The following is a 26,317-nucleotide window of genomic DNA, read 5'->3' as shown; positions in this document are numbered from 1 at the left end:
ACCAAGCCCAAACGCCAAGACCGCCGTACCCCCAGGAAAGCGCGGGGTACGGCGGTCTTGCGGCGAACCTCAGGAACCGGGGGTGTTGTTGGCTCCCTTGGCGGTGGCCGTGAGGTAGTCGCGGTTGAGGCGGCCGATGGTGTTGAGCGGGATGCCCTTCGGGCAGGCAGGGGTGCATTCGCCGGCGTTGGTGCAGCCGCCGAAGCCGGCCTCGTCGTGCGCGTCGACCATGCCGATCACCCGGGTGTAGCGCTCGGGTTGGCCCTGCGGCAGGAGCGAGAGCTGGGTGAGCTTGGCGGCGGTGAAGAGCATGCCGGAGCCGTTCGGGCAGGCTGCCACGCAGGCGCCGCAGCCGATGCAGGCCGCTGATTCGAAGGCGGCGTCGGCGTTGGCCTTGGCGACCGGGGTGGAGTGGGCTTCGGGCGCGCTGCCGGTGGGCGCGGTGACGTAACCGCCGGCCGCGATGATCTTGTCGAAGGCGCTCCGGTTGACGACCAGGTCCTTGACGACCGGAAAGGCGCTGGCCCGCCACGGCTCGATGTCGATGGTCTCGCCATCGGAGAACTGCCGCATGTGCAGCTGGCACGCTGTGGTGCCGCGCTGCGGCCCGTGCGCGTCGCCGTTGATCATGAGGCCGCACATGCCGCAGATGCCCTCGCGGCAGTCGTGGTCGAATGCCACCGGGTCCTCGCCGGACAGGATCAGCCGTTCGTTGAGCACGTCGAGCATCTCCAGGAACGACATGTCCGGGGACACGTCGTTGACCGGGTAGGTCACCATCCGACCCTTGTCCTCGGGGCCCTTCTGGCGCCAGATGCGCAGGGTCAGGTTCACTTGTAGCTCCGCTGCGTGGGGTGGACGTATTCGAACTTGAGGTCTTCCTTGTGCAGCACCGAGGGTTCGCCGTCGGCGGTGAACTCCCAGGCCGCCACGTACGCGAACCGGTCGTCGTCGCGCTGCGCCTCCCCGTCGGGGGTTTGGTGCTCGGCCCGGAAGTGGCCGCCGCAGGACTCCTCGCGGTGCAGGGCGTCGATGCACATCAGCTCGGCCAGTTCGAAGAAGTCGGCCACCCGGCCGGCCTTCTCCAGTGACTGGTTGAGTTCCTCGCCGGTGCCGGACACCTTGACCCGCTGCCAGAACTGCTCGCGCAGGGCGCGGATCTCGTCGATCGCCTTGCGCAGCCCGGCCTCGCTGCGTTCCATGCCGCAGTGTTCCCACATGACCTGGCCCAGTTCCCGGTGGAACGAGTCCACGGTCCGGTCGCCGTCGACAGCGAGCAGCCGCTGGACGCGGTCCTCGACGTCGGTGCGCGCCTCGACGGCAGCCGGGTGGCTGGCGTCGACCTTCTCCAGTGGACCGGAGGCCAGGTAGTTGGCGATGGTGGTGGGCAGCACGAAGTAGCCGTCGGCGAGGCCCTGCATCAGCGCCGAGGCGCCGAGTCGGTTCGCTCCGTGGTCGGAGAAGTTCGCCTCACCGATCACGAACAGACCGGGGATGTTCGACTGGAGGTCGTAGTCGACCCACAGGCCGCCCATCGTGTAGTGCACGGCGGGGTAGATGCGCATCGGCACCTCGTACGGGTCCTCGCCGGTGATCCGCTCGTACATCTCGAAGAGGTTGCCGTACTTGGCCTCGATGGCCTTGCGGCCCAGCCGGCCGATCGCGTCGGCGAAGTCGAGGTAGACGCCGAGCTTGGTCGGCCCGACGCCCCGCCCCTCGTCGCACACGTTCTTGGCGGCGCGGGAGGCGATGTCGCGGGGGACCAGGTTGCCGAAGGAGGGGTAGATCCGTTCCAGGTAGTAGTCCCGCTCGGCCTCGGGAATGTCCTTCGGGCTGCGGTCGTCGCCCTTGGTCTTCGGCACCCAGACCCGGCCGTCGTTGCGCAGCGACTCGCTCATCAGGGTCAGCTTCGACTGGTGGTCGCCGGAGACCGGGATGCAGGTCGGGTGGATCTGCGTGTAGCAGGGGTTGGCGAAGTACGCGCCCTTGCGGTGCGCGCGCCAGGTGGCGGTGACGTTGCAGCCCTTGGCGTTCGTGGAGAGGTAGAAGACGTTGCCGTAGCCGCCGGAGGCGAGCACGACGGCGTCGGCCATCTCGGTGCTGATCTCGCCGGTCACCATGTCCCGGACGACGATGCCGCGGGCCTTGTCGTCGACGAGGACCAGCTCCAGCATCTCGTGCCGGGTGTTCATCTCGACGTTGCCCAGGCCGATCTGCCGTTCGAGTGCCTGGTACGCGCCGAGCAGCAACTGCTGGCCGGTCTGGCCCCGGGCGTAGAAGGTGCGCTGCACCTGGGCGCCACCGAAGGAGCGGGTGTCCAGCAGGCCGCCGTACTCGCGGGCGAAGGGCACTCCCTGGGCGACGCACTGGTCGATGATGTTGACCGACACCTCGGCGAGCCGGTGCACGTTCGACTCGCGGGAGCGGAAGTCGCCGCCCTTGACGGTGTCGTAGAAGAGCCGGTGCACGGAGTCGCCGTCGTTGCGGTAGTTCTTCGCCGCGTTGATGCCGCCCTGTGCCGCGATGGAGTGCGCCCGGCGCGGGCTGTCCTGGTAGCAGTAGGACTTGACGTGGTAGCCCTGCTCGGCCAGGGTCGCGGCGGCCGAGCCGCCGGCCAGGCCGGTGCCGACCACGATCACGGTCATCTTGCGGCGGTTGGCGGGGTTGACCAGCTTGGCCTCGAAGCGCCGGGTCTCCCAACGCTTCTCGACCGGGCCGGCGGGAGCCCTGGTGTCGGCGATCGGGTCGCCCTCGGTGAAGAGTTCCATGTCAGGACACCAATCCGGTGAGTACGGCGAACGGGACCACCAGGTACCCGGCGCAGAGCAGCACGGCGAAGATCAGAGCCGCGGTACGCGCCCTGCGCTCGCCGCGCGGTGTCTGCTGGCCGAGGCTGCGGAACGCGCTGAACGCGCCGTGGCGCAGGTGGAAGCCCACCGCGAGGATGGCGAGCGTGTAGAAGAGCGTGACGTACCAGCGTTCCGGGGCGAAGTCGGCGACGACGTTGCCGTACGGCTTGCTGGCGTCGCCGACCGGGTTCAGCGTGCCGGTGGTCAGGTCCAGGAGGTGGTAGATCACGAAGAGCAGGATGATCACTCCACCCCAGCGCATCGTGCGGGCCGCGTAGCTGCCGTTGACCTTCTTGCGGTGGGCGTACTTGACCGGGCGGGCGGCGCGGGCGCGCCTGGCGAGCACGGTGGCGGCGACGATGTGGGCGACGACCGCCACCACCAGCCCGGTGCGCAGGATCCACAGGAACCAGACGCCGGGCAGGAGGGGCTTGCCGATGTCGCGCAGCCAGTGCGCGTAGTGGTCGAACGAGGTTTCCCCCGTGAACACCTTCAGGTTCCCGAGCATGTGGGCGATGAGGAACAGCGCCAGCAGGATGCCCGTCACCGCCATGACGGCCTTGAGGCCGACGTTCGAGCGGATGGGCGACCGAGTTTTCGTGATTACCACACGACCGACGCTAGGAGCACTTGGATCAGTCGTCCAATGCATCAAACTCGCAGTGTTGATAGCCGTAGGCTATTTAGATGCAGCTCCATCAGCTCCGGTACTTCGTCGCGGTGGCCGAAGTACGACATTTCACCCAAGCCGCCGACATCGTGGGCATCACGCAGCCCTCGCTCAGTAAGCAAATTCACGCTCTGGAGGCCGACCTCGGGGCCCCGCTGTTCGAGCGGCTAAGGGGCAACATCGCGCTCACCGCGGCGGGTGAGGTGCTGCTGCCGTTGGCCACCCGCATCCTCGCCGACGTGGAGACCGCGACCCGGGAGGTCCAGGAGTTGGTAGGGCTACGGCGGGGCCGGGTCCGGCTCGGGGCCACCCCCAGTCTGGCCACCTCACTCGCCCCACCTGTGCTGCGCCGGTTCCGCGACGCGCACCCCACCATCGACCTGCGCGTCGAGGAGGGCGGCTCCCAGGACCTGGTGCGTGACCTGCTGCGCGGCGACCTCGACCTGGCTCTGATCATCATGCCGGCGCAGGGGGCCGACCCGGGGCTGCGCGTCGACCCGATCCTGCGGGAGAGCCTGGTGGTGGCGTCGGTGGGGGAGGTGGCGACCGCGTCGACGACCGGGGAGCTGCGCATCACCGACCTGCGGGACCAGCCGATGGTGATGTTCCGGGAGGGGTACGACCTGCGCGACGCGACCATCCAGGCGTGTCGGGAGGCGGGCTTCGAGCCGACCTTCGCGGTGGACGGCGGCGAGATGGACGCCGTGCTCAGCTTCGTCGAGGCGGGGCTCGGCATCGCGCTCGTGCCCGGCATCGTGCTGGCCCGCCGTCCGGGCGTGCGGATCACCCCGCTCGCGCCGCCCGGGGTGCGGCGGACCATCGCGGTGGCCCGTCGACGCGACGTCGTGCCCACCCACGCCGGTCGGGAGCTTCGGCGCATCCTGCTCGACTACATCCAGTCGGCGATCGACCGGGACGAGCTCCCGCCCGGTGTGGATCCGCTCTGATTCGGTCTGGTAGTCGACCCGTTGGGTTAATTCATCCTTAAGGACGCAGTATCACTCTCAGTGTCAGTTGTGGTCACCTAAGGTGGGTTCTTGCACGGGGCAAAAGCCCCATTCGTCTCAGCAGAGCTCACCGGTGCGCGTTTCTCGCCGGCAGGGAGGCCAAACATGAGGATCCTGGTTACCGGCGGCGCTGGCTTCATCGGGTCGCATTTCGCGCGCAGTCTGCTCGCCGGGCGCTACGTCGGGTTCGAGCACTGCGACGTGACGGTGATCGACAAGCTGACCTACGCCAGTGATCGGGCCAACCTGCCGGCCGTGCACCCCCGCCTGACGTTCGTGCGTGGGGACATCTGCGACCGGCAACTGCTCGCCGACGTGGTGCCCGGGCACGACGCGGTCGTGCACTTCGCCGCCGAGTCACACGTCGACCGGTCCATCGACGATCCGACGCCGTTCTTCGAGACCAACGTGATGGGCTCGTACCACCTGCTGGCCGCCTGTGCGCGCAGTGCCGTCGGCCGGATCGTGCACGTGTCCACCGACGAGGTGTACGGCTCGATCAGCGAGGGCTCCTGGAACGAGACCTGCGTGCTGGAACCCAACTCCCCGTACGCGGCCTCGAAGGCGGCCAGCGACCACGTGGTCCGCTCCTACTGGCGCACGTACGACGTCGACGTCTCCATCACTCGCTGCGCCAACAACTACGGGCCGTACCAGAACGTGGAGAAGGTCATCCCCCGGTTCGTCACCAGCCTCCTCGCCGGCCAGGACATCACCCTGCACGGCGACGGCAGCGCGGTGCGTGAGTGGCTGCACGTGGACGACCACTGCCGGGCCATCGCGCTGGTCCTGGCGAAGGGCCGCGCCGGCGAGGTCTACAACATCGGCGGCGACATCGAGCTGACCAACCGGGCGCTCACCGAGCGGATCCTGCGGCTGGCCGGCGCCGGCTGGGAACGGGTCCGGCACGTGCCGGACCGCAAGGTCCAGGACCAGCGCTACTCGCTCGACTACCGCAAGATCTCCGAGGAACTCGGCTTCGAGCCGCAGATCCGGTTCGAGGACGGGCTGACCGAGGTCTTCCACTGGTACCGGGAGAACCGAGCCTGGTGGACGCCCACCGCCACGGAACCCCGCAGCGCGGCGCTGACCAGCGCGGTGCGCGGCGTGCCGGCCAGCCGGTCGCTGTCCGTCCGGGCACACTGACCGGTCCGCCACCCGGCCCGGCCCGCACGGCCGGGCCGGGTCGGATCAGCGGCCCTCGGCGTCGTCCATCGCCCGGTAGATCCGCTGTTCGGAGACGGGGTACGGGGTACCCAACGCCTGGGCGAAGACGTTCACCCGCAACTCCTCGATCATCCAGCGGATCTGCCGCACGGCCGACTCCTGGCGGCGGGCCGGCGACAGGTTGGCGAGCAGGTCGGCGTACTCCTTCTGCACCACAGCGATCCGGTCCTGCTGCTGGCGGTCCCGCTGCGGGTTGCCGCCCAGCCGCTCCAGTCGACGTTCGATGGCGGTGAGGTAGCGCAGCACGTCGGGCAGCCGCGCGTACCCGGTCTCGGTGATGAACCCGGCGTGCACCAGCCCGGCGAGCTGGCCGCGGATGTCGGCCAGCGCCGCCACCACTGTGAGGTTGCGGGTCGCGCCGAGCCGCTGCTCGACGGCGTACGCGGCGGCGAGGACCCGGCGGACCCGGTCCATCACCTCGACCACGGTGTCGACCAGGTCGGCGCGGACCTTCTCGCGTAGGGCCGCGAAACCGTCGGCGTCCCACGCCGGCCCGCCGGCCGCACCGATCAGCCGGTCGATGGCCGCGCCCGCCGCGTCCTCGATCAACTCCTGGACGCCGCCGTGCGGGTTGCGGCTCAGCGCCAGCTTCGCCTCGTTGTCGAGGCGCCCCTGCAGGAACCGCGCCGGGGACGGCACGGTGAGCCGCAGCAGCCGGCGGGTGCCGGCCCAGTGCGCCGCCTCCGCCTCGGCGGGGGAGTCGAACACCTTCACCCCGACCGTCGAACCCTCGTCGACCAGGGCCGGGTACGCGGTGACCGCGTACCCGGCGCGGACCTGCTCGATGGTCCGTGGCAGCGTGCCGATGCTCCACTCCCGCAGCCCGGTCCGGGCCACCTCCGGAGCGGCGGCCGCCACCACCTGACGTACCTCCTGGCGGAGCTGACGTTGCAGGGCCGGCAGGTCCTTGCCCTCGGCGACCGGCTTCTCGTCGTCGCCGAGGACCCGGAAGGTCACCCGCAGGTGCGCCGGGAGCTTGCCCGGCTCCCAGGCGTCGCGGGGCACTGTCACCCCGGTCATCCGGCGCAGCTGCCGGGTGAGCGCGTCCAGCAGCGACTCCTCGCCGGGAGCGATCGCCGCCAGGGCGGCCCGCGCGTAGTCAGGCACCGGGACGAAGTTGCGGCGGATCGCCTTGGGCAGCGAGCGGATCAGCGCGATCACCGTCTCCTCGCGCAGCCCCGGCACCTGCCAGTCGAAGTTCTCCGCCGGCACCTGGTTGAGCAGCGGCAGCGGGATGTCCACTGTGACGCCGTCGTCCGGCGTGCCCGGCTCGAACCGGTAGGTCAGCGGCAAGCTCACTCCGTGGGCCTGCCACTCGTCCGGGTAGTCGTCCTCGTCCACCCCCGGCCGGCCGTCGTTGACCAGCAGGTCGCGGGTGAAGGTGAGCAGGTCGGGTTGCTCGCGGCGGGTCTTCTTCCACCAGCTGTCGAAGTGCCGGCCGGAGGACACGTCGGCCGGAATCCGCTGGTCGTAGAAGCCGAAGATGGTCTCGTCGTCGACCAGGATGTCCCGGCGTCGGGCCCGACTCTCCAACTCCTCGATCTCGGCGAGCAGCCGCTTGTTGTCCGTCCAGAACTGGTGGTGGGTCTGCCAGTCGCCCTCGACGAGGGCGTGCCGGATGAACAGCTCCCGGCTCAGCGTCGGGTCGATCCGCCCGAAGTTGATCTTGCGGGAGCTGACCAGCGGGACGCCGTACAGGGTGACCTTCTCGTAGGCCATCACCGCGGCCTGCTTCTTCTCCCAGTGCGGCTCGCTGTAGCTGCGCTTGACCAGGTGCTGCGCGAGCGGCTCGACCCACTCCGGCTCGACCCGGCCGGCGATGCGGCCCCACAGCCGGGAGGTCTCCACCAACTCGGCGGCCATCACCCAGCGCGGCGGCTTCTTGAACAACGCCGAGCCGGGGAAGAGGCCGAACTTCGCGCCCCGCGCCCCCAGGTACTCGTGTTTCTGGGCGTCCTTGAGGCCGATGTGCGACAGCAGGCCGGGCAGCAGCGACTGGTGCACCTTCGGGGTGTCGATCTCCTCCGGCAGGTCCGCGCCACCCCGCCGGCTCGCACTCCGGCCGGCGTCCGCGTCGTCCGAGGTGTCGCGCGCCGGCCGCCCACCACGCCGGTCGCCGTCGGCCGGGGTACGCAGCACCTGCCGCAGTTGGCTGACGATGTCCTGCCACTCGCGGATCCGCAGGTAGTTCAGGTACTCCGCCTTGCACATCCGGCGGAACGCGCTGGACGACAGCTCCCGCTGCTGCTCGCGCAGGTAGCGCCACAGGCTGAGGTACGCGACGAAGTCCGATTCCTTGTCGGCGAACCGGGCGTGCGCCTGGTCGGCCTGGGCCTGCTTCTCCGCCGGCCGCTCCCGCGGGTCCTGGATGGACAGCGCGGCGGCGATCACCAGCACCTCGGTGGCGCACCCGTTGCGTTCGCCCTCGACCACCATCCGGGCCAGGCGCGGGTCGACAGGCAACTGCGCCAGCCGCCGGCCGAGCGCGGTGAGCCGCTTCGCCGGGTCGGCCTCGGTCGGGTCCAACGCGCCCAGCTCGTGCAGCAGGTTGACGCCGTCGGTGATGTTGCGCTTGTCCGGTGGGTCGATGAACGGGAACGCGGCGAGGTCGCCGAGCCCGATCGCGGTCATCTGGAGGATGACCGACGCCAGGTTGGTCCGCAGGATCTCCGGGTCGGTGAACTCCGGCCGGGACAGAAAGTCCTGCTCGTCGTAGAGGCGGATGCAGATGCCGTCCGAGGTACGGCCGCAGCGGCCCTTGCGCTGGTTGGCCGACGCCTGGGAGACCGGCTCGATCGGCAGCCGCTGCACCTTGAGTCGACTGGAGTAGCGGGAGATGCGCGCGGTGCCCGGGTCCACCACGTACTTGATGCCGGGCACGGTCAGCGAGGTCTCCGCGACGTTGGTGGCGAGCACCACCCGGCGCGAGGAGTGCGCGGCGAAGACCCGGTGCTGCTCGGCGCTGGACAGCCGCGCGTACAGCGGCAGGATCTCGGTGCCGAGCAGCGAGCGTTTCGTCTGCACCAGCTTGCCCAGCGCGTCGGCGGTGTCCCGGATCTCCCGCTCACCGCTGAGGAAGACCAGGATGTCGCCGGGCCCTTCGGCGGCCAACTCCTCGACGGCGTCGCCGATCGCCTGGATCTGGTCGCGGACGTTGTCCTCGTCGGCGTCCTCCTCGCCGTCGGCCAGCTCGACGAGGGGCCGGTAGCGCACCTCCACCGGGTAGGTGCGTCCCGACACCTCGACCACCGGCGCGGGCGCGCCCTCCGGCTCGTCGGCAGTGGGTGCGCCGGCGAAGTGCCGGGCGAACCTGTCGGTCTCGATGGTCGCCGAGGTGATGATCACCTTGAGGTCGGGTCGTCGGGGCAGCAGCTCCCGCAGGTACCCGAGGATGAAGTCGATGTTGAGGCTGCGCTCGTGCGCCTCGTCGATGATCAACGTGTCGTACTGGCGCAGCATCCGGTCGGTCTGCAACTCGGCCAGCAGGATGCCGTCGGTCATCAGCTTCACCAGGCTGCGCTCGCTGACCTGGTCGGTGAAGCGCACCTTGTAGCCGACCACGTCGCCCAACTCGGTGCCCAGCTCGTCGGCGATCCGGTCGGCCACCGTGCGGGCGGCCAACCGTCGGGGCTGGGTGTGCCCGATCAGGCCGTGCACCCCGCGCCCCAACTCCAGACAGATCTTGGGAATCTGGGTGGTCTTGCCGGAGCCGGTCTCGCCGGCCACGATCACCACCTGGTGGTCGCGGATGGCGGCGGCGATGTCGTCCTTGCGTTCACTGACCGGCAGACCCACCGGGTACGTGATCACGGGCACCGCTGCCTGGCGGGCAGCGAGCCGCTGCTCGGCCCGGACCAGGTCGGCGGTGATCTCGGTCAGCGCCGCCTCCCGACGCTGCGGGTCGCGCAGCTTGCGGGCACCGTCGAGGCGCCGCTGGAGCCGGCGCTGGTCGCGGAACATCAGAGGTGTGAGGCGGCGGTGCAGCTCGCGAACGGGGTCGGACGCGACGGAGGCGGTTGGATTCTGCATGTCGTGCCCAAGGATAGGCAGCCCGGCGGCGCGCCGCCCCCGGGTTACCGAGCGGCCGGCTCTCCGAAGGCCACCCTCCGTCCCTTGACGGCCACGAGCGGGCCCTAGAGTTGGCGGCCGACGTCGAGCGCTGGGGGAGCCGGGATGGAGATGCGCGACACCGACCGCGCGTTGGTGCAGGCCGCCACGGCGGTCTCCAAGCTGCGCTGCCGCAGCCAGCACCACACTGTCGCGTCGGCGGCCCGGACCGCGGACGGCCGGGTCTTCACCGGCGTGAACGTCCAGCACGCCACCGGAGGGGCCTGCGCCGAGGTGGTCGTGATCGGCACGGCCGCCACCCAGGGCGTCACCGCGTTGGAGACGATCGTCACTGTCGCCGACCGTGGCCGCGAGGTCGTCGCGCCCTGTGACAGGTGTCGGCAGGTGCTGCGGGACCACTTCCCGGAACTGCGGGTGATCGTCGGCCCGATGGACGCCCTGCGGGTGGTCCCGCTCGGTGAGTTTCCGGCGGAGACCGGGCCCGGCTCGGCCGGCTGACCGGGCCCGGCGTCAGTCCCCGGAGGCCGCCTCCAGCATCGACTGCGGCACCGGCACGCTCTCGAACCGCAGGGTGCCCTCCGGAAGCAGCCACGACGTGACCCGCGCGACCAGGTGACCGGCCCGCACGGCCGGGTCGTTGGCGAAGAGCGCGCGTGCCTCGTCCGGGGCGATGGACAGCACCACGAAGCCCCGCAGCTCATCGTCGTCGGGGTGCAGGAACGGCCCGGCCGCGAGCACCAGCCCCTGCCGCACGAGGCCCGCCTGGTGGGCCAAGTGCGTGTCCCGCAACCGGTCGATCGCGTCCTGCGGCAGCTCCGGCGGATCCGACGGCCGGGTCAGCAGGACGACCGTGTGCTGGTCGAATCGCATGTCCACACCCTATGGCGCGAATCTTCCTCTTCTGGGTGTCATCTGCCATCTGTCCGCCCTGTCATCGTCTGCGAATCTCATTCTCATACCGAGGTTCGGAGTGATTGGGAGGTGCGGCATGGTCACCAGACGACAGCTGCTCGCGGCCGGTGCCGTCGGCGGCGCCGCGGTGCTGGTCCCGGCGGGCGGGACGGCGTCGGGCCGGGCGCTCGCGGCGGCGCCGCTGGACGCCGGCGAGATCCCGAAATACGTCACGCCACTGCGGATCCCACCGGCCATGCCGGCCGTGGCGACCGGACCGGAGCGGGACGAGTACGTCATCGGGGTACGACAGTTCCGCCAGCAGATCCTGCCGCCGTCCTGGCCGCGCACCACCGTGTGGGGTTACGGCTCCACCGCCCACCCCGGCAGCTTCGGCTGCCCCGCGCCCACCATCATGGCGCGGGTGGGCCGACCGGTACGGGTGACCTGGGTCAACCAGCTCGTCGACGACCGGGGCGACTACCTGCCGTACCTGCTGCCGGTGGACCCCACCCTGCACTGGGCCAACCCGGCCGGTGGCATCGAGCACCGGGACCGCCATGGGCAGTGGGACGGCAGCCCGCAGGGTTATCGCGGCCCGGTGCCCCAGGTGGTGCACCTGCACGGTGGGCACAGCACGCAGGAGAGCGACGGACACTCCGAGGCGTGGTACCTGCCGGTGGCCCGCGACATCCCGTCCGACTTCGCCGTGACCGGCAGCGCGTACCGCGAGTTCCGGTCCCGCTTCGCCGAGCGGTCGGGCCTGCGCTGGGCACCGGGTTCGGCCACCTTCGAATACGCGAACGACCAGCGCTCCTGCACCCTCTGGTACCACGACCACACGCTGGGGCTCACCCGGGAGAACGTCTACGCCGGGGCCGCCGGGTTCTATCTGCTCGGCGGCGGGGACGACCTGCCCGACGGCGCACTGCCCGGCCCGGCGCCGGCCCGCGACGATCCGCCGAACGCCTCGTACCACGACATCCCGCTGATGATCCAGGACCGCAGCTTCACCGCTGAGGGTGAGTTGCGCTACCCGAAGCGGTACTCCTCCAGCGGCGACGGGCCGCCGGTGTCGGTGCCCGGGTTCTCCGGCTCCACCATCGTGGTCAACGGCCGTACCTGGCCCTCGTTGACGGTCCAGCGTCGGCGCTACCGGTTCCGGTTGCTCAACGGCTGCAACAGCCGGTTCCTGCTGCTCAGCGTGGTCGCCAACGCCACCGCGCGGCCGGCCCGCCCGGTGCTGCCGGTCTGGCAGATCGGCAGCGACGGCGGCTACCTGCCGGAGCCGGTGCCGCACCAACGCGTGTCACTCGGCCCCGCCCAGCGGGTCGACGCGATCCTCGACTTCACCGACGTTCCGGCCGGCACCGAGCTGTACCTCGTGAACGAAGGGCCGGACGGGATGTACGGCGGCGGTCGCCCCGGGGTGGATTTCCCGCCGGCCGACCCGCACACCACCGGGCAGGTGCTGCGGTTCGTGGTCACCGAAGCGGCCGGCGCGGACCCGAGCGTGCCACCGGAGCAGCTGCGGCTGCCGTCGCACCCGCGGCTCGGCCCGGCCCAGCGGGTACGCCGGTTGTCGCTCAACGAGCGGATGTCCGACGGGTCGATGACCATGCTGCTGGGCGTCCTCGACGAGCGTGGTCGGGGCCTGCCGTTGCGCTGGAGCGACCCGGTGACCGAGCAGCCCACCCTCGGCGACACCGAGATCTGGGAGGTGCGCAACTTCACCCGACACGTGCATCCGGTCCACCTGCACCAGGTCCAGTTCGAGGTGCTCGGCCGGGGGCACTCGGGCCTGACGCAGCCCGGCCCGGGGGACCGGGGGCGGATGGACACGGTGCTGGCGTACCCGTGGGAGGCGACCCGGATCAAGGCGCGCTTCGACCTGCCGGGTCGCTACGCCTGGCACTGCCACCTGTTGGAGCACGAGGACAACGAGATGATGCGACCGCTGACCGTGCTGCCAGGCGGTGGCGCGGCGGCCGGGGACGGTGGCTCGGTGGGTGGGCCGAAGGGGCCCGGGACGGCATCGACAGACGCCGGTTAGGCCCCTTTCCGCAGCTCGGCTAAGGTTAGGCGAACCTAAGCGCGAACGTGCAGGAGACTCGTGACCACCCTCGTCAGCCGGCCGGCCCCGGCCCGCAACCGGTCCGGCACACCCGCCGGCCGCCGCGTGGCCGTCACCGTCGGGGCCGCGCTGGTGCTGCTGCTCACCGTGTTGGCCAGCTTCGCGCTCGGCAGCCGACAACTCGGCGTCGACCAGGTCTGGCACGCGCTCGTCGCGCCGGACGGCAGCGACGCCAGCACCATCGTCCGTGAGCTGCGGATGCCACGGACCGCGCTCGGCCTCGCCGTCGGGCTCGCGCTCGCCGTGGCGGGCGTGCTGTTCCAGGCGCTCACCCGCAACCCCCTCGCCGAGCCGCGCATCCTCGGCATCAGCGCGGGCGCGTCGTTCGGGGTGGTCCTCGCGATCTCCGTGTTCGGCGTCGGCACGCTCGCCGGGTACGTCTGGTTCGGCATCGCCGGAGCCCTGATCGCCGGGCTGCTGGTCTTCGCCATCGCCACCCGCGCCCGCGAGGGCGCCAGCCCGGTCACCCTCGCGCTGGTCGGCGCGGCGCTCGACGCCAGCCTGGCCTCCGGGGTGTACGCGCTGCTCAGCATCGACGCCCGCACCTTCGAGGAGTACCGCTTCTGGGTGGTCGGCGGGTTGGCCGGCCGGGACCTGTCGGTCGCCGCGCAGGTGCTGCCCTTCGTCCTCGTCGGCCTGGTGCTGGCCGCCGTGGTGGCCCGCGGTCTGGACGCGCTGGCCCTCGGCGACGACGTGGCCCGTGGGCTCGGCCACCGGATCGGCCTGGTCCGCCTCGGTGGTGGCCTCGCCGCCGTGCTGCTGACCGGCGCCGCGGTGGCCGCCGCCGGACCTGTCGCGTTCGTCGGGCTGGCCGTGCCGCACCTGGCGCGCGCCCTGGTCGGCGCGGACCACCGCTGGACCCTCGCCGTCTCCGCCCTGCTCGGTCCGGCGCTGCTGCTCGCCGCCGACATCGTCGGTCGGCTCGTCGCCCCGCCCGGCGAGATACCGGCCGGGATCGTCACCGCGCTGATCGGCGCGCCACTGCTGGCCGTGCTGGTCCGCCGCGCCCGGGTGGTGACCGCGTGACCACCACCCTGCGCCCAGGCTCGCCTGGTGCCGAGGCGGCTCGGTTGCCAGGGCGTTCACTGCTGCGGATCGGCCCGGTCAGCCTGCTGATCCGCCGACGCGCGGTCCTGGTGGCCGCCGTGCTGACCGTGCTGCTCCTGCTGGCCGTCGTGCTCAGCCTCTCGCTGGGCACCCCGTACGTCGCCCCGGCCGACGTGCTGCGTGCTCTCTCCGGTGCCGGCACCCCGTACGACCTCGTCGTCTTTGATCTTCGGCTGCCGCGGGTCGTGCTGGCGGCCGTGGCCGGCGCCGCCTTCGGCGTGGCCGGCACGCTGATCCAGAGCGTGGCGCGCAACCCGCTCGCCAGCCCGGACGTCATCGGCATCACCCAGGGCGCCGGCCTCGCCGCGACCGTGGCCCTGACCAGCGGAATGGCCGCGGTGCTGGTGGCGCCCACCGCCCTGGTGGGCGGGCTGCTCGCGGCGGTGCTGCTGTTCGCCCTCGGCGCCCGGCACGGGCTGGCCGCGCAGCGGTTCGTGCTCGCCGGGGTGGCTGTCGCGTTCGGTTTCCGGGCGCTCACCGAGGTGGTCATGCTCACCGCCGACCCGATCGACGGGTTGCGCGCGCAGATCTGGCTGATCGGCACCCTGGCCGGCAAGGGCTGGACCGAGGCGGCCTGGATCGCCGGCACCCTGCTGGTGCTGCTGCCGGTGCTGGCCTGGGCCGGCTGGGCGCTGAACAGCACCGCCCTGGACGACGACACCGCCCGGGGCGTCGGGTTGCGCCCGGTGGCCCGCCGGATCGGGCTCGCCGGCACCGGGGTACTCGTCGCCGCGATGGTCACCGCCCAGGTCGGCGCCGTCGACTTCGTGGCCCTGGTCGCCCCGCAGGTGGCCCGACGGCTGGTACGCGCCGAACGACCACCGCTGGTCTGCGCGGCGTTGCTCGGCGCGCTCCTGCTGGTACTGGCCGACCTGGCCGGCCGGCGGCTGTTCGCACCCACCCAACTACCCGCCGGTGTGCTGACCGCCGCGATCGGCGGCCCGTACCTGATCTTCCTGCTGCTGCGCGGCCGGCGGCGGTCGTCGTGACCCTCCAAGGAGTCGTGTGATGCTCTCCACCCGCGACCTGGTCGCCGGCTACGACGAGCGGACCGTGCTCGACGGGCTCGACCTCGACCTGCCCACCGATGCCTTCACCGTGATCGTCGGGCCCAACGCCTGCGGCAAGTCCACCCTGCTGCGGACGATGGCCCGGCTGCTCACCCCCCGCCGAGGCGCGGTGCTGCTGGACGGCACCGCCATCCGTGACCTGCCGACCCGGGAGGTCGCCCGCCGCCTCGGCGTCCTGCCGCAGAGCCCGCTGGTGCCCGAGGGCGTCACTGTGGCAGACCTGGTCGGGCGCGGCCGGCAGCCCTACCAGCGGTGGTGGCGGCAGTGGTCGTCGGAGGACGGCGCGGCGGTGGACCAGGCGATGACCCTCGCCGACGTCGCCGACCTGGCCGACCGGCCGGTGGACAGCCTCTCCGGCGGGCAGCGGCAACGGGTGTGGATCGCCATGACCCTCGCCCAGGACACCGACGCCCTGCTGCTGGACGAGCCGACCACCTTCCTCGACCTGGCCCACCAGGTGGAGGTGCTGGATCTCCTGCACCGGCTGCGGTTCGAGCGGGGTCGCACAGTGGTCGCCGTGCTGCACGACCTGAACCAGGCCGCCCGCTACGCCGACCACCTGGTCGCGATGCGCGACGGCGCAGTGGTCGCCGCCGGACCGCCCCGGGAGATCCTCACCGCCGACCTGGTCCGCGACGTCTTCGGGCTGGCCTGCGTGGTCGTGCCCTGCCCGGTGACCGGCGCACCGCTGGTGGTGCCCGCGTACACAGGTGGCAACTCCGCTTCGCCCGCTGCCGCGGGTGACCCCTCTCCGTCGACGGCGTCCGTACCGGACGCCCGACCCGCCACCGGCGACGCGGCCAACCCGCTCGCCGGCTCGTACCCCTCGAAAGGACTCTGATGCGTCGTCTCGTCGCCGCTCTCGCCGCGGCCGCCGCCCTCGGCGTCGGACTCACCGCCTGCGGTGAGAGCGACCCGGTCGCCGGCACCACCACCGGGGACACCCGGGAGATCACCCACGCCATGGGCACCACAAAGGTCCCGGCCGAGCCCAAGCGCGTCGTCGTGCTCGACACCGACAAGATCGACGCGGCGCTCTCGCTGGGCATCACGCCCGTCGGCGCCGCCACCGCCGGTGAGGCGAAGAGCTGGCCGACCTACTTCGGCGCGGACAAGCTCGCCGGCATCAAGGAGGTCGGGGTGCTCACCGAGCCCGACCTGGAGGCGATCAACGCGCTGAAGCCGGACCTCATCCTCGGCAGCAAGTTCCGCCAGGAGAAGTTCTACGACGAGCTGGCCGCCATCGCGCCCACTGTGTTCACCGACAAGGTGGGCATCACCTGGAAGGACAACCTCCTCCTCGACGGCAAGGCGCTCGGCCGTGAGCAGCAGGCCAAGGATCTGCTCGGCACGTACGAGAAGCGGGCCAAGGAGTTCGGCGCGACGCTCGGCGACGCCGCCGCGCGCAAGGTGTCGATCGTGCGGTTCCTGCCCGGCAACATCCGGGTGTACGGCCCCGACTCGTTCTCCGGCATCGTCATCGGCGACACCGGCCTGGGCCGCCCCGAGCGGCAGCTGCTCGCCAACAAGGAGGACAAGCGCTTCGACCTGGTCAGCCCCGAGCGGATCAACGAGGTCGACGGTGACGTCATCTTCGTGACGGCGTACGGCGACAAGGCCGCCGCCGAGCAGACCAAGGTCGCGGGTGGGACCCTCTGGAAGGGCCTCAACGCCGTCAAGGCCGGCAAGGCGTACCCCGTCTCCGACGAGGTCTGGATGACCGGCATCGGCGTCGGCGCCGCCAACAAGATCCTCGACGACCTGACCAAGTACCTCCCCGCCGCCTGACAACCCCCCGCGCCCCCGCGCGAACCTCCCAAGATCCGCGCAACTTCGGGGAAACTGCTGCCTCGTGAGCTGTTCAGGCAGCAGGATCCCTGAAGTTGCGCGGATCTTGGCGGGTCTGGGTTTGGGTTTGGGTCCGAGGCGGAGTCAGCGGGAGCGGGACCGGAGCGCTTGGCGGAGTTCGACGAGGAAGCCGTCGAAGTCCTCCCGGAACCGCTTCGCGGTGACGTGCAGAACGATCCAGTCTTCACCGAGCAGTCGGTTGAGGCGGCGTCGGTCTCGGTGGAACTGCTCGGGATCGTCATGCCACAACCCGTCGTACTCGACGGCGACCTTGAGGTGCGGCCACGCCAGGTCGAGACGGGCCACGAACATCCCGTCGCGCTCGACCACGAACTGCGTCACGGGCGTCGGCACCCCTGCGAGCACTATCCGCACGCGGAGCCGGGACTCCGGGATCGACTCCGCGGCCGCGTCGGCCAGCTCAGCCACACGCACCATCCGTTTCCAACCCCGGTTGCCGATCCGTGCTTGGGCGTCTGCCCGCAGTCGAGGGAGCGCCACCAGCCGTTGCCCGGCGAGGCGATCCACGATGGCGACGGCGTCCTCCGTTGGCAGCCACTGGGCCAGGTCCCAACAGGTGCGCGTCGGCGTGGTCAGTGGGATGTCCTGACGTACCGCAACGTCGGTCGCGGCGATCGCACCGGTGTGCACAACGAGCCCCGAGACCGGACCGAACCGCTGGCCGGCAGGCACGAGCACATCGATGGGCTCGTGGTCGGCGACCGACGCCGCGCCGTAGAGCGCCGCCGCGCTGCGACCTGCGATCGCAACGCCCGGTGGCAGAACCCACCGCGCCGCAGCCGCGCAACGAGTGCGGTGGGTGATCGCCAGTCGGGCATCGGCGTAGACATCCCGGAACAGCGGACGCCATGCCCTGCTGCGCAGCTCCGTCCGGGTCAGTAGGCCTTGGGCAACGACGCGGGACCCGCGAAAGACGCGCCCCTGCAGACTCGCCGGCCGTCGTGGGGAAACAGGCATGACAGACACCATCACCGGCGGAGGCGTTCGCCGGCAGCCCCTGTGGATAACCCTGTGCCAGGGCCTGAACGCCAAGATCCGCGCAACTTCGCTGTTCTTGCTGGCTCCTCGCGACGCGAGACAGCAGTATCCCCGAAGTTGCGCGGATCTTGGGCGGTTGGGGTGAAGGGGGAGGGGCGGGGTGGGGGTGGGGTTAGGCGGCGGTGGACCAGATGGCGCGGAAGGCGGCGGCCTCGCCGGAGAGCCAGCGTTCGATCTGGTCGGGCTTGGCATCGGTGGGCATGCGGTGGGCCTGGCCGCGGCGGACGTCGACGAGGACCGGCTCGGCGTGCGGGAGCACCGCGTCCATGTGTCGAGCCATCAGGTGCAGGGTGGCGAGCACCGACTCCTCGCTCGGTGGGGTCTCGTCGAAGTGCAACCGGACCGCTTCGGCGCGGCCGTCGGCGTGGCGTACCCCGAAGTGGGGGTTGATCTTGACGGGTAGGTCGCCCAGCATGGCCAGGGCGTCGCGGGTCTGGGCGAGGTCGACGGCGGCCGGCTCACCGAGGGAGTGCAGCCAGGTCGTGGCGCCGGGGACGAGCGCCTGATAGAGCGGGCGCCAGCGTGGCTTGACCACGTCGACCACCCCGGCGAGGTGTGTGCCGCCGGTGTGGAAGGCGATGTCGGCCTTGAGCGCCTTGACGAATTGACCGTGCGGGTTGAAGCCGGACCGGCTGGCTCGCTGCTTGCGTAGCCCGCCCACGAAGGTCGCCTTGGTGGGGCCGGTGCGGTCGACGTAGCGGGTGAAGCCGAGCAGGGTGGCGTAGGGGGTGAGGGGCGTGGAGGCGGGAGCGGTCACGGGCGTCCTCCCGAGTCGTAATCCTGCAGGTCAGGAACTCGATTAGTACATACATTCTAATCGACGGGTCTGACATCGCCCAGCGAAAGAAGGCGTGCGGAAGACGCGACAAAGGGGGCCGTCCGGCGTACGGACGACCCCCTTTGGAGACGCTTGCTAGAGCTGGCCGACGTCGGTGATCCGCACGACTGCGGCGCCGCTCTCGTCCGAGGCCACCAGGTCGATCTCGGCGCTGATGCCCCAGTCGTGGTCGCCGTTGGGGTCGTCGAAGCTCTGGCGGACTGTCCACCGCTCCCGGCCCTGCTCGATCATGAGCAGCGCCGGCCCTCGGGCGTCCGGCCCGACGCCGATCGAGTCGTACTCCTCGAAGTACGGCGCGAGCGCGTCGGCCCACGCGTCGTAGTCCCAGCCGTCCTCGGCGTCCAACTCGGCGAGAAGGTCCCAGCGGCGTAGCGCGGCCAGCTCGACGCGGCGGAACAGCGCGTTGCGCACCAGCACCCGGAACGCCCGAGCGTTGCGGGTCACCGCCGGTGGCCGGTCGGTCAGGGCGGCGTGCGCCTGGGCCACCTCGGCCACGTCCGACGGGTTGCGCAGCCGCTCCCACTCGTCGATGAGACTGGAGTCGACCTGGCGGACCAGCTCGCCCAGCCACTCGATGAGGTCGATCAGCTCCTCGGTCTTGGCGTCCTCGGGCACGGTCTGGCGCAGCGTCTTGTACGCGTCGGCCAGGTAGCGCAGGACGAGACCCTCCGAGCGGGTCAGCCCGTAGAACTGCACGTACTCGGTGAAGGTCATGGCCCGCTCGTACATGTCGCGGACGACGGCCTTGGGGGAGAGCTGGTGGTCGGCGACCCAGGGGTGCCCCTGCCGGTACATCTCGTACGCGGCCTCCAGCAGCTCGGCCAGGGGCTTCGGGTGGGTCACGTCGTCGAGCAGTTCGAGGCGCGCCTCGTACTCGATGCCCTCGGCCTTCATGGCGGCGACCGCCTCGCCGCGCGCCTTGAACTGCTGCGCGGAGAGGATCTGTCGGGGGTCGTCGAGGATCGACTCGACGACGGAGAGGACGTCGAGCGCGTATGACGGGGACTCGGCGTCGAGCAGCTCGATGGTGGCCAGCGCGAGGGGGGAGAGCGGCTGGTTGAGGGCGAAGTCGAGCTGGAGGTCGACGGTGAGCCGGATGCGCCGACCGGTCTCGTCCGGTTCGGGCAGCTCCTCGACGACGCCACCGGCCCGCAGCGCCCGGTAGATGGCGATGGCCCGGCGGATGTGCCGGCGCTGCGCGGTGGGCTCCTCGTGGTTGTCGGTGAGCAGGTGCCGCATCGCTGTGAACGCGTCCCCGGGCCGGCCGATGACGTTGAGCAGCATCGAGTGGCTGACCTGGAAGCTGGAGGTCAGCGGCTCCGGCTCGGCGTCGACGAGTCGGTCGAAGGTGGGCTGGCCCCAGCCGATCGAACCCTCCGGCGGCTTCTTGCGGACCACCTTGCGCCGCTTCTTCGGGTCGTCGCCGGCCTTGGCGAGGGCCTTCTCGTTGTCGATGACGTGCTCCGGGGCCTGCACCACGACCCGGCCGATGGTGTCGTAGCCGGCCCGGCCGGCCCGCCCGGCGATCTGGTGGAACTCGCGGTTCTTCAGCAGTCGGGTACGGACGCCGTCGTACTTGGACAGGCCGGTGAACAGCACGGTGCGGATCGGCACGTTGATGCCGACGCCGAGGGTGTCGGTGCCGCAGATGACCTTGAGTAGGCCGGCCTGGGCGAGGGTCTCCACCAGGCGGCGGTACTTGGGCAGCATGCCGGCGTGGTGTACGCCGATGCCGTGCCGGACCAGCCGGGACAGCGTCTTACCGAAGCCGGCGGTGAACCGGAAACCGCCGATCGCCTCGGCGATCATGTCCTTCTCGGCGCGGGTGCAGACGTTGACGCTGGTCAGCGCCTGGGCGCGTTCCAGTGCAGCGGCCTGGGTGAAGTGCACCACGTACACCGGGGCCTGCTTGGTCTCCAGCAGCTCCTCGAGCGTCTCGTGCAGCGGCGTCATCGCGTACGAGAAGATGAGCGGGACCGGCCGCTCCGCCGTGCGCACGACGGCGGTGGGCCGCCCGGTGCGCCGGGTCAGGTCGTCGACGAAGCGGGTGGTGTCCCCCAGGGTGGCGGACATCAGGATGAACTGGGCCTGCGGCAGCTCGATGATCGGCACCTGCCACGCCCAGCCCCGGTCGGGCTCGGCGTAGAAGTGGAACTCGTCCATGATCACTTGGCCGACGTCGGCCTTCGTACCCTCGCGCAGCGCCAGGTTGGCCAGGATCTCCGCGGTGCAGCAGATGATCGGGGCGTCGGCGTTGACGCTGGCGTCGCCGGTGAGCATGCCGACGTTCTCGGCGCCGAACACCTCGCAGAGCGCGAAGAACTTCTCCGACACCAACGCCTTGATCGGCGCGGTGTAGAAGGTCGTCCGGCTGTCGGCGAGGGCCGCGAAGTGGGCGGCGATCGCCACCAGGCTCTTACCCGAGCCGGTGGGCGTGTTCATGATCAGGTTGGCGCCGGAGACGATCTCGATGACCGCCTCTTCCTGATGCGGGTAGAGGTCGAGGCCGCGCTCCTTCGCCCAGCCGGCGAACGCGTCGAAGAGGGTGTCGGGGTCGGCGCTTGTCGGCAGCGCGGCGGTGAGCGTCATAGCCTGTCCATGGTGCCTGGATCATGCCCCGGTACGCCAACCCGGCCCGCACCGGACCCCCGTCCGGGCGTCCCGAACGCCCCGCCGCGTTCCGTTTCGGGCGTTTCGCCGGTCACCGTCGGCGGTACAACAGGTCTGCGACCGGCCGACCAGCCGTGATCGCCCGCCGCTCGAACTTCGTCACCGGGCGGTGCGCCGGGCGCGGCGCGAAGCCGCCGTACGCGTCCACCAGCTCCGGGTCCGCCTCCAGGGTCTTTCGCATCGCCTCGGCGTACTCGGCCCAGTCGGTCGCGCAGTGCAGCACGCCGCCGGGGCGCAGCCGGGACCGCAGCAGCGCCACGTGCGCCGGCTGGATGATCCGCCGCTTGTGGTGGCGGGACTTCGGCCACGGGTCCGGGAAGAAGACGTGCACGGCGTCCAACACGCCCTCGGGCAAGCCGCTGACCAGGGACAACGCGTCGCCCTCGGCCACCCGTACGTTGCGCAGGCCACCACGCTCCACCAGGTGGAGCAGGTTGGCGATTCCCGGCGTGTGCACCTCGACCGCCAGATAATCTCGATCCGGGTCGGCGGTGGCCATCGCAGCGGTGCTGTCGCCCATGCCCGAGCCGATCTCCAGCACGACGGGCGCCCGGCGACCGAACAGGTCGGCCAGGTCGACGGGCACGACAGGTCCGTCCGGCACATCCAGGCCGTACACGGGCCAGAGCCGGCTCAGCGCGTCGGTCTGCCGGTCGCTCATCCGACCCCGGCGGGGGTGGAACGTGCGGATCGTCCGGCTCACGGGCGGGACGGCGGGGTCATGGTCGGTGGCGGTCACAGCGACCCGAGCGTACGCGACGCCGCCGACGGATCGGATGTGATGTGCGACCGGAAATGAGAGGATCCAACTGGTACGGCAGGTCGGGTGCTCCACTGCCCGGCCCGGCCGCACGGCGTCGAGAGGGGGCATCGTGACAGTGACCCGCGGCGTCGTGACCCTGTCGCTGGTGGCCGTGTTCGCCGGCCCCCTGCTGGCTGCCACGCCGGCCCTCGCCGCGCCCGAGCGGGCTGTTGGTGCCGCGTCGGCGCCGCAGCCCGAAGGGCCGCCTGGTGGCGCGCCGCAACCGGCGCCGTCGGTGGACATCTTCGTCGAGGTGAGCCCCAGCACTGTGCAGCCCGGGTACCTGGTCGGCATCCGGGCCAGTTGTCGCGACAACTCGGCGGGCGCCACGGTGGTCTCCGACGCCTTCGGGGCGGTCGGCGTGCAACCGCAACGTGGGGTGCTCACCGCCGCGCCGATGGTCCGCGAGCGCACCCGCCCCGGCAACTACCGGGTCAAGCTGGAGTGCCGCGACGGCGAGACGGCCTCGACAATGCTTCAGGTGGTCAAGAAGATCCCCGTACAGCCCAGCCGTGGTCCGGCAACCGGCTTCGGTGGGAGCACCGGCGGGATCAGCGGCAAGCTGCTGCTGCCCGGCGGCGCGGCACTGACCATCACCGGGCTGATCCTCGCCGTGATGGCGCTGCGCCGTCCCCGAGCCGCCGCGCGCCGCTGAGGCCCGTCATGGAGATCTTCCGCCCCACGCCGCCGCCGGCCGGTTCACGCCCGTCGGATCCCGAGCGCCCGTCGGTGGCAGCGCGTCCGCCGACCGCCGTCGCCCCCCGGCGTAGTCGTCGTCCATCCGGCCGCAGCCCCTGGTCCGTACCGTTGGCCGTGGTGTTGGTGTTGGGTGGGGTCTTCGCCACCGGGGCGGGGCTGGGCCGTTCGATCGGGCCGTTCGACCTGGCCCCGACCGGCGGTGACCGGCCGGCCCGCAGTGAGTCGGTCGGGTTGTCGGCCAGTCGTCCGGTGCGCCTCTCGGTGCCGGCGATCAAGGTGGCCGCGCCGGTGGCACCCGTCGGGCAGGCGCGGGACGGTTCGATCGCCGTACCGTCGCTGGAACGGCACAACGAGACCGGTTGGTACGACCGAGGGCCCACACCAGGTGAGCCCGGCCCGGCGGTGATCGTCGGGCACGTGGACACGAAGACCGGCCCGTCGGTCTTCTACGACCTGGGCAAGCTGCACCCCGGCGACCTGATCGAGGTGGCCCGGGCGGACGAGTCGGTGGTGGTGTTCCGGGTCGACACCGTCGAGCACTTCCCGAAGGACCAGCTGCCCGCCGAGCGGATCTACGGCCACGACGGGCCACCCGGGCTGCGGTTGATCACCTGCGGTGGGCAGTTCATCGGGGGCCGCACCGGCTACGCCGACAACGTCATCGCCTTCGCCACCCTCCAGTCCTCCCGCAAGTCCTGAGACCGACCCGGACGGGCGTCAGCTCAGGAAAGTCAAAAGCTGGCGGGTGGTCTCGTCGGGGGCCTCCTCCGGAATGAAGTGCCCGACCGGGACCGGCTCGCCGCGTACGTCGTCGGCCCACTCCCGCCAGATCGCGAGCGGGTCGTCGTAGAGCTTCGCGACCTGGCCGCGTTGGCTCCAGAGAAACAGCACCGGGCAGGCGATCTTCCGTTTCCCCCGGTCCGCCTCGTCCTGCTGGTAGTCAAGTGTCGCGGCGGCGCGGAACTCCTCGCAGATCGCGTGCACGGTGGCCGGGTCGCTGAACTGCCTGACGTACGCCGCACGCACCTCGGCGGGGAAGGCGTCCTTCACCGTGGGCCAGGTGTCGAGCATGAAGTCGACGAGCACCGCGGGCGCCGCCTTGATGAACTCCTCGGGCACCGGCGCGGGCGCCGCCAGGAAGGACCAGACCCAGTAGGAGAGGCTGAACGTCTTGTCGGCGCGGTTGTAGACGTCCCCGATGGGGACGACGTCCATGACCGCCAGCCGGGTGACGACGTCCGGTGCGTCCAGCGCGAGACGGTACGCGCAGCGGGCCCCACGATCGTGGCCGACGAGTCGGAACTGCTCGTGGCCCAGACTCCGCATCAGCTCGATCTGGTCGCGGGCGACGGCGCGCATGCTGTACGGCTCGTGATCCGCTGTGCTCGGCGGTTTGCCGCTGTCGCCCCAGCCCCGCAGGTCGGTGGCGACGACTGTGTAGTTCTCGGCGAGCCGTGGCGCGACCCGGTGCCACATGAGGTGCGTCTCGGGGATGCCGTGCAGCAGCAGAACGGGCGGCCCGCTTCCGCCCCGGCGCCCGTGGATCGTCGCGCCGGACGTCTCGACGTCGAACTCCTCGAAGCCGTCGAACATCGTCAGAATCTCCCCGCACCTCGGGATATGCGCCCTGACCGAACGGCCCGGAATGGCGGGTAGGGCGACTGGTGGCCGGCTACCGATCAGGCCGTCTCGACGCTATCAACGGAGACATCCGGCCCGGTGCGATTCGGCTGTGGTGCGGCATCCCCAGCACACCAAGGGCGGCTCGACGTGTGGGTTGCGGAACAGCTGAGTGCCTAACGCTACTTCGCGTCTTCTCTGACGTAGACGCCTCTACCGGGTACGCCGACCACCAAACCCTGAAACTCCAAGACCCTAATGCCCTTTTGCACCGTGGTTACCGCAATGCTGTAGAGCTTTGACAGCTCGGCATAAGACGGCGCTCGAACCAGGATGTCAACACCGTTGCGTTAGACGGAGTGGCTGTTCGTCAACCCCGCGCTGTTCCGTCGATCATGGACTTGTGGTGGGTGGCAAGGTGCCCGGATCGAGCCAAACCCGGCACCGTAACTCCATGATCGACGAGGGTGGGGTCCCCCTCTTCCGCGATCTTGCGTTTACTGTCGCGACACAAGAGGTCATTCGGTACATATCGGCGACCGAAACTGCAAGATCGGCGCGAGCGGGGGCGTTTCTGGAGTGACGGCGGCGGGTGCCGCTTCACACCCGCCTCGGCGCAGCTAGGGCTGGGGGACGTGCAGGGCCACCTCGAACTCCAGCAGGCCAGCGCCGCTGGAGACCGGGGGACGCGGCTTGTCGCCGGGGGCGGTGGCGTGCGCGGCGCGCGAGGGCCCGGCGGCCCACGCCTGGTACGCCTCTTCGCTCTCCCACTTCGTGTAGACGAAGTAGCGGGTCTCGCCGGCCACCGGGCGGAGGAGTTCGAAGCCGAGGAAGCCGGGGGAGTTCTCCACAGCGCCGGCGCGGGCGGCGAACCGCTTCTCCAACTCCGCGCCGCTGCCGGGCGGGACCTCGATTGCGTTGATCTTCACGACTGCCATCAGCCCACCCTAGCCACTCAGAACGCCTCGACCGCCGGGACCAGGTCGGCGTCGACCACGATCGGCGCGTGGTCGGAGGGGCCCTTGCCCTTGCGGGCCTCGCGGTCCACGTACGCGGAGCGGACCGCTCGGGCGAACGGCGCGGACGCGTACACCAGGTCGATTCTCATGCCCTTGTTCTGGTGGAACATGCCGGCCCGGTAGTCCCAGTAGGTGAAGGGGTGTGGGCCCTTCATCGGGGTCGGTACGACGTCGCTGAGCCCCAGGTCGCGCAGCGCCGCGAGGGCCGCCCGCTCGGCAGGGGTGACGTGGGTGGAGTGGGTGAAGACCGCCGGGTCCCAGACGTCGGCGTCGGTCGGGGCGACGTTGAAGTCGCCGCAGACCGCCAGCGGCAACCCGCCGGCCAGTTCGGCGTCGAGCGCGTCGCGCAGCGCCGCGAACCAGGCCAACTTGTACGCGTAGTGCGGGTCGTCAGGTGTCCGGCCGTTGGGCACGTACACCGACCAGACCCGCACCCCGTCGCAGGTGGCGGAGATGGCGCGGGCCTCGGGCTCGGGAAAGCCGGGCTCGGCGGTGAACCCGACCCGGACGTCGCCCAGCCCGACCCGGGACAGGATGGCGACCCCGTTCCACCGGCCGTCGCTGTGGCTGGCCACGGTGTAGCCCAACTCGCCCACCTCGGTCACCGGGAAGGCGCCGTCCGGGCATTTGGTCTCCTGCAGGCAGACGACGTCCGGCCCGGTGTCGGCCAGCCACTCCAGCAGCCGGGGTAGGCGGGCCTTCACCGAGTTGACGTTCCATGTCGCCAGGCGCATGCCCC

The 26,317-nt window shown here is 70.9% G+C and carries 22 protein-coding genes; 10 read left to right on the top strand and 12 right to left on the bottom strand.

The features are described 5' to 3' along the window. Positions 1-69: 69 nt before the first annotated feature. Genes KBX71_RS04995 through KBX71_RS04985 form a run of 3 tightly spaced genes read right to left on the bottom strand, consistent with a single transcriptional unit; the run spans position 70 to position 3,501 of the window. On the bottom strand, positions 70-834 hold the full coding sequence (locus tag KBX71_RS04995; protein ID WP_124818571.1) for a succinate dehydrogenase/fumarate reductase iron-sulfur subunit: 765 nt from the start codon (positions 832-834) through the stop codon (positions 70-72). Then, positions 831-2,768, bottom strand: coding sequence for a fumarate reductase/succinate dehydrogenase flavoprotein subunit (locus KBX71_RS04990; RefSeq protein ID WP_210816759.1), 1,938 nt, complete (start codon positions 2,766-2,768; stop codon positions 831-833). The genes KBX71_RS04995 and KBX71_RS04990 overlap by 4 nt, the downstream gene beginning before the upstream one ends. Position 2,769: 1 nt before the next feature. After that, positions 2,770-3,501 carry a succinate dehydrogenase cytochrome b subunit gene (locus KBX71_RS04985; protein ID WP_210816758.1) on the bottom strand — a complete coding sequence of 244 codons (732 nt, stop codon included), beginning with the start codon at positions 3,499-3,501 and terminating at the stop codon, positions 2,770-2,772. 35 nt (positions 3,502-3,536) lie between these two features. On the opposite strand from KBX71_RS04985, the gene KBX71_RS04980 reads away from it, so the two are divergent. Both KBX71_RS04980 and rfbB read left to right on the top strand, forming a co-directional pair. Continuing rightward, positions 3,537-4,466 (top strand): LysR family transcriptional regulator, encoded by a 930-nt coding sequence (locus tag KBX71_RS04980; RefSeq protein WP_124818575.1) that lies wholly within the window; start codon positions 3,537-3,539, stop codon positions 4,464-4,466. 165 nt (positions 4,467-4,631) lie between these two features. Next, positions 4,632-5,672 carry a dTDP-glucose 4,6-dehydratase gene (gene rfbB / locus KBX71_RS04975; protein ID WP_210816757.1) on the top strand — a complete coding sequence of 347 codons (1,041 nt, stop codon included), beginning with the start codon at positions 4,632-4,634 and terminating at the stop codon, positions 5,670-5,672. A 45-nt stretch (positions 5,673-5,717) separates the two neighbouring features. On the opposite strand, the gene hrpA is transcribed toward rfbB, so the two are convergent. Continuing rightward, on the bottom strand, positions 5,718-9,782 hold the full coding sequence (hrpA, locus tag KBX71_RS04970) for an ATP-dependent RNA helicase HrpA (RefSeq protein ID WP_210816756.1): 4,065 nt from the start codon (positions 9,780-9,782) through the stop codon (positions 5,718-5,720). Between the two features lie 144 nt (positions 9,783-9,926). Between hrpA and KBX71_RS04965 the strand changes: the two genes are divergently transcribed. Beyond that, entirely contained in the window at positions 9,927-10,319 is a 393-nt protein-coding gene (locus KBX71_RS04965; RefSeq protein ID WP_210816755.1) for a cytidine deaminase, read from the top strand. Positions 10,320-10,331: 12 nt separating this feature from the next. Here the strand turns inward: KBX71_RS04965 and KBX71_RS04960 are convergent, their stop codons facing one another. Continuing rightward, positions 10,332-10,691 (bottom strand): YciI family protein, encoded by a 360-nt coding sequence (locus KBX71_RS04960; RefSeq protein ID WP_210816754.1) that lies wholly within the window; start codon positions 10,689-10,691, stop codon positions 10,332-10,334. A gap of 118 nt (positions 10,692-10,809) precedes the next feature. Between KBX71_RS04960 and KBX71_RS04955 the strand changes: the two genes are divergently transcribed. The 5 genes from KBX71_RS04955 to KBX71_RS04935 are packed head-to-tail and all read left to right on the top strand — an operon-like array spanning position 10,810 to position 16,811. Next, positions 10,810-12,765, top strand: a complete 1,956-nt coding sequence (locus KBX71_RS04955) for a multicopper oxidase family protein (protein ID WP_210816753.1) — start codon at positions 10,810-10,812, stop codon at positions 12,763-12,765. A 60-nt stretch (positions 12,766-12,825) separates the two neighbouring features. Further along, complete coding sequence (locus KBX71_RS04950) at positions 12,826-13,872, top strand: iron ABC transporter permease (RefSeq protein WP_210816752.1); 1,047 nt, start codon at positions 12,826-12,828, stop codon at positions 13,870-13,872. Further along, positions 13,869-14,942: an iron ABC transporter permease gene (locus KBX71_RS04945; protein WP_307846959.1), complete on the top strand. Its 1,074-nt coding sequence runs from the start codon at positions 13,869-13,871 to the stop codon at positions 14,940-14,942. The genes KBX71_RS04950 and KBX71_RS04945 overlap by 4 nt, the downstream gene beginning before the upstream one ends. 19 nt (positions 14,943-14,961) lie before the next feature. Next, entirely contained in the window at positions 14,962-15,864 is a 903-nt protein-coding gene (locus KBX71_RS04940; protein WP_210816751.1) for an ABC transporter ATP-binding protein, read from the top strand. Continuing rightward, positions 15,864-16,811, top strand: a complete 948-nt coding sequence (locus tag KBX71_RS04935; RefSeq protein ID WP_210816750.1) for an ABC transporter substrate-binding protein — start codon at positions 15,864-15,866, stop codon at positions 16,809-16,811. Before KBX71_RS04940 ends, KBX71_RS04935 begins: the two co-directional genes overlap by 1 nt. A 144-nt stretch (positions 16,812-16,955) precedes the next feature. Here KBX71_RS04935 and KBX71_RS04930 read toward each other — a convergent pair whose 3' ends face one another. From KBX71_RS04930 to trmB, 4 genes are all read right to left on the bottom strand, one after another. Continuing rightward, positions 16,956-17,849 (bottom strand): hypothetical protein, encoded by an 894-nt coding sequence (locus KBX71_RS04930; protein WP_210816749.1) that lies wholly within the window; start codon positions 17,847-17,849, stop codon positions 16,956-16,958. A gap of 193 nt (positions 17,850-18,042) precedes the next feature. After that, on the bottom strand, positions 18,043-18,687 hold the full coding sequence (locus KBX71_RS04925; protein WP_210816748.1) for a hypothetical protein: 645 nt from the start codon (positions 18,685-18,687) through the stop codon (positions 18,043-18,045). 156 nt (positions 18,688-18,843) lie between these two features. Then, on the bottom strand, positions 18,844-21,357 hold the full coding sequence (locus KBX71_RS04920; RefSeq protein WP_210816747.1) for an RNA helicase: 2,514 nt from the start codon (positions 21,355-21,357) through the stop codon (positions 18,844-18,846). Positions 21,358-21,469: 112 nt separating this feature from the next. Further along, positions 21,470-22,177: a tRNA (guanosine(46)-N7)-methyltransferase TrmB gene (gene trmB, locus KBX71_RS04915; protein ID WP_374102579.1), complete on the bottom strand. Its 708-nt coding sequence runs from the start codon at positions 22,175-22,177 to the stop codon at positions 21,470-21,472. Between the two features lie 130 nt (positions 22,178-22,307). Here trmB and KBX71_RS04910 point away from each other — a divergent pair, with 130 nt between their 5' ends. Both KBX71_RS04910 and KBX71_RS04905 read left to right on the top strand, forming a co-directional pair. Beyond that, positions 22,308-22,895 (top strand): hypothetical protein, encoded by a 588-nt coding sequence (locus KBX71_RS04910; protein ID WP_210817021.1) that lies wholly within the window; start codon positions 22,308-22,310, stop codon positions 22,893-22,895. Positions 22,896-22,903: 8 nt separating this feature from the next. Continuing rightward, positions 22,904-23,638 (top strand): class F sortase, encoded by a 735-nt coding sequence (locus KBX71_RS04905; RefSeq protein WP_210816745.1) that lies wholly within the window; start codon positions 22,904-22,906, stop codon positions 23,636-23,638. A gap of 18 nt (positions 23,639-23,656) precedes the next feature. On the opposite strand, the gene KBX71_RS04900 is transcribed toward KBX71_RS04905, so the two are convergent. The 3 genes from KBX71_RS04900 to KBX71_RS04885 all read right to left on the bottom strand — a co-directional run bounded on the left by KBX71_RS04900 (position 23,657) and on the right by KBX71_RS04885 (position 26,312). Further along, complete coding sequence (locus tag KBX71_RS04900) at positions 23,657-24,532, bottom strand: alpha/beta fold hydrolase (RefSeq protein ID WP_210816744.1); 876 nt, start codon at positions 24,530-24,532, stop codon at positions 23,657-23,659. Between the two features lie 647 nt (positions 24,533-25,179). Then, entirely contained in the window at positions 25,180-25,497 is a 318-nt protein-coding gene (locus tag KBX71_RS04890; protein ID WP_210816743.1) for an antibiotic biosynthesis monooxygenase, read from the bottom strand. Positions 25,498-25,514: 17 nt separating this feature from the next. Continuing rightward, positions 25,515-26,312 (bottom strand): exodeoxyribonuclease III, encoded by a 798-nt coding sequence (locus KBX71_RS04885; RefSeq protein ID WP_210816742.1) that lies wholly within the window; start codon positions 26,310-26,312, stop codon positions 25,515-25,517. Between the last annotated feature and the right edge of the window lie 5 nt (positions 26,313-26,317).

It is taken from the genome of Micromonospora sp. D93, assembly GCF_018070365.1.
Lineage (GTDB): Bacteria > Actinomycetota > Actinomycetes > Mycobacteriales > Micromonosporaceae > Micromonospora > Micromonospora ureilytica.
The sequence above is the reverse complement of the archived record's forward strand: the minus strand, read 5'-3'. Positions and strand labels throughout refer to the sequence as shown.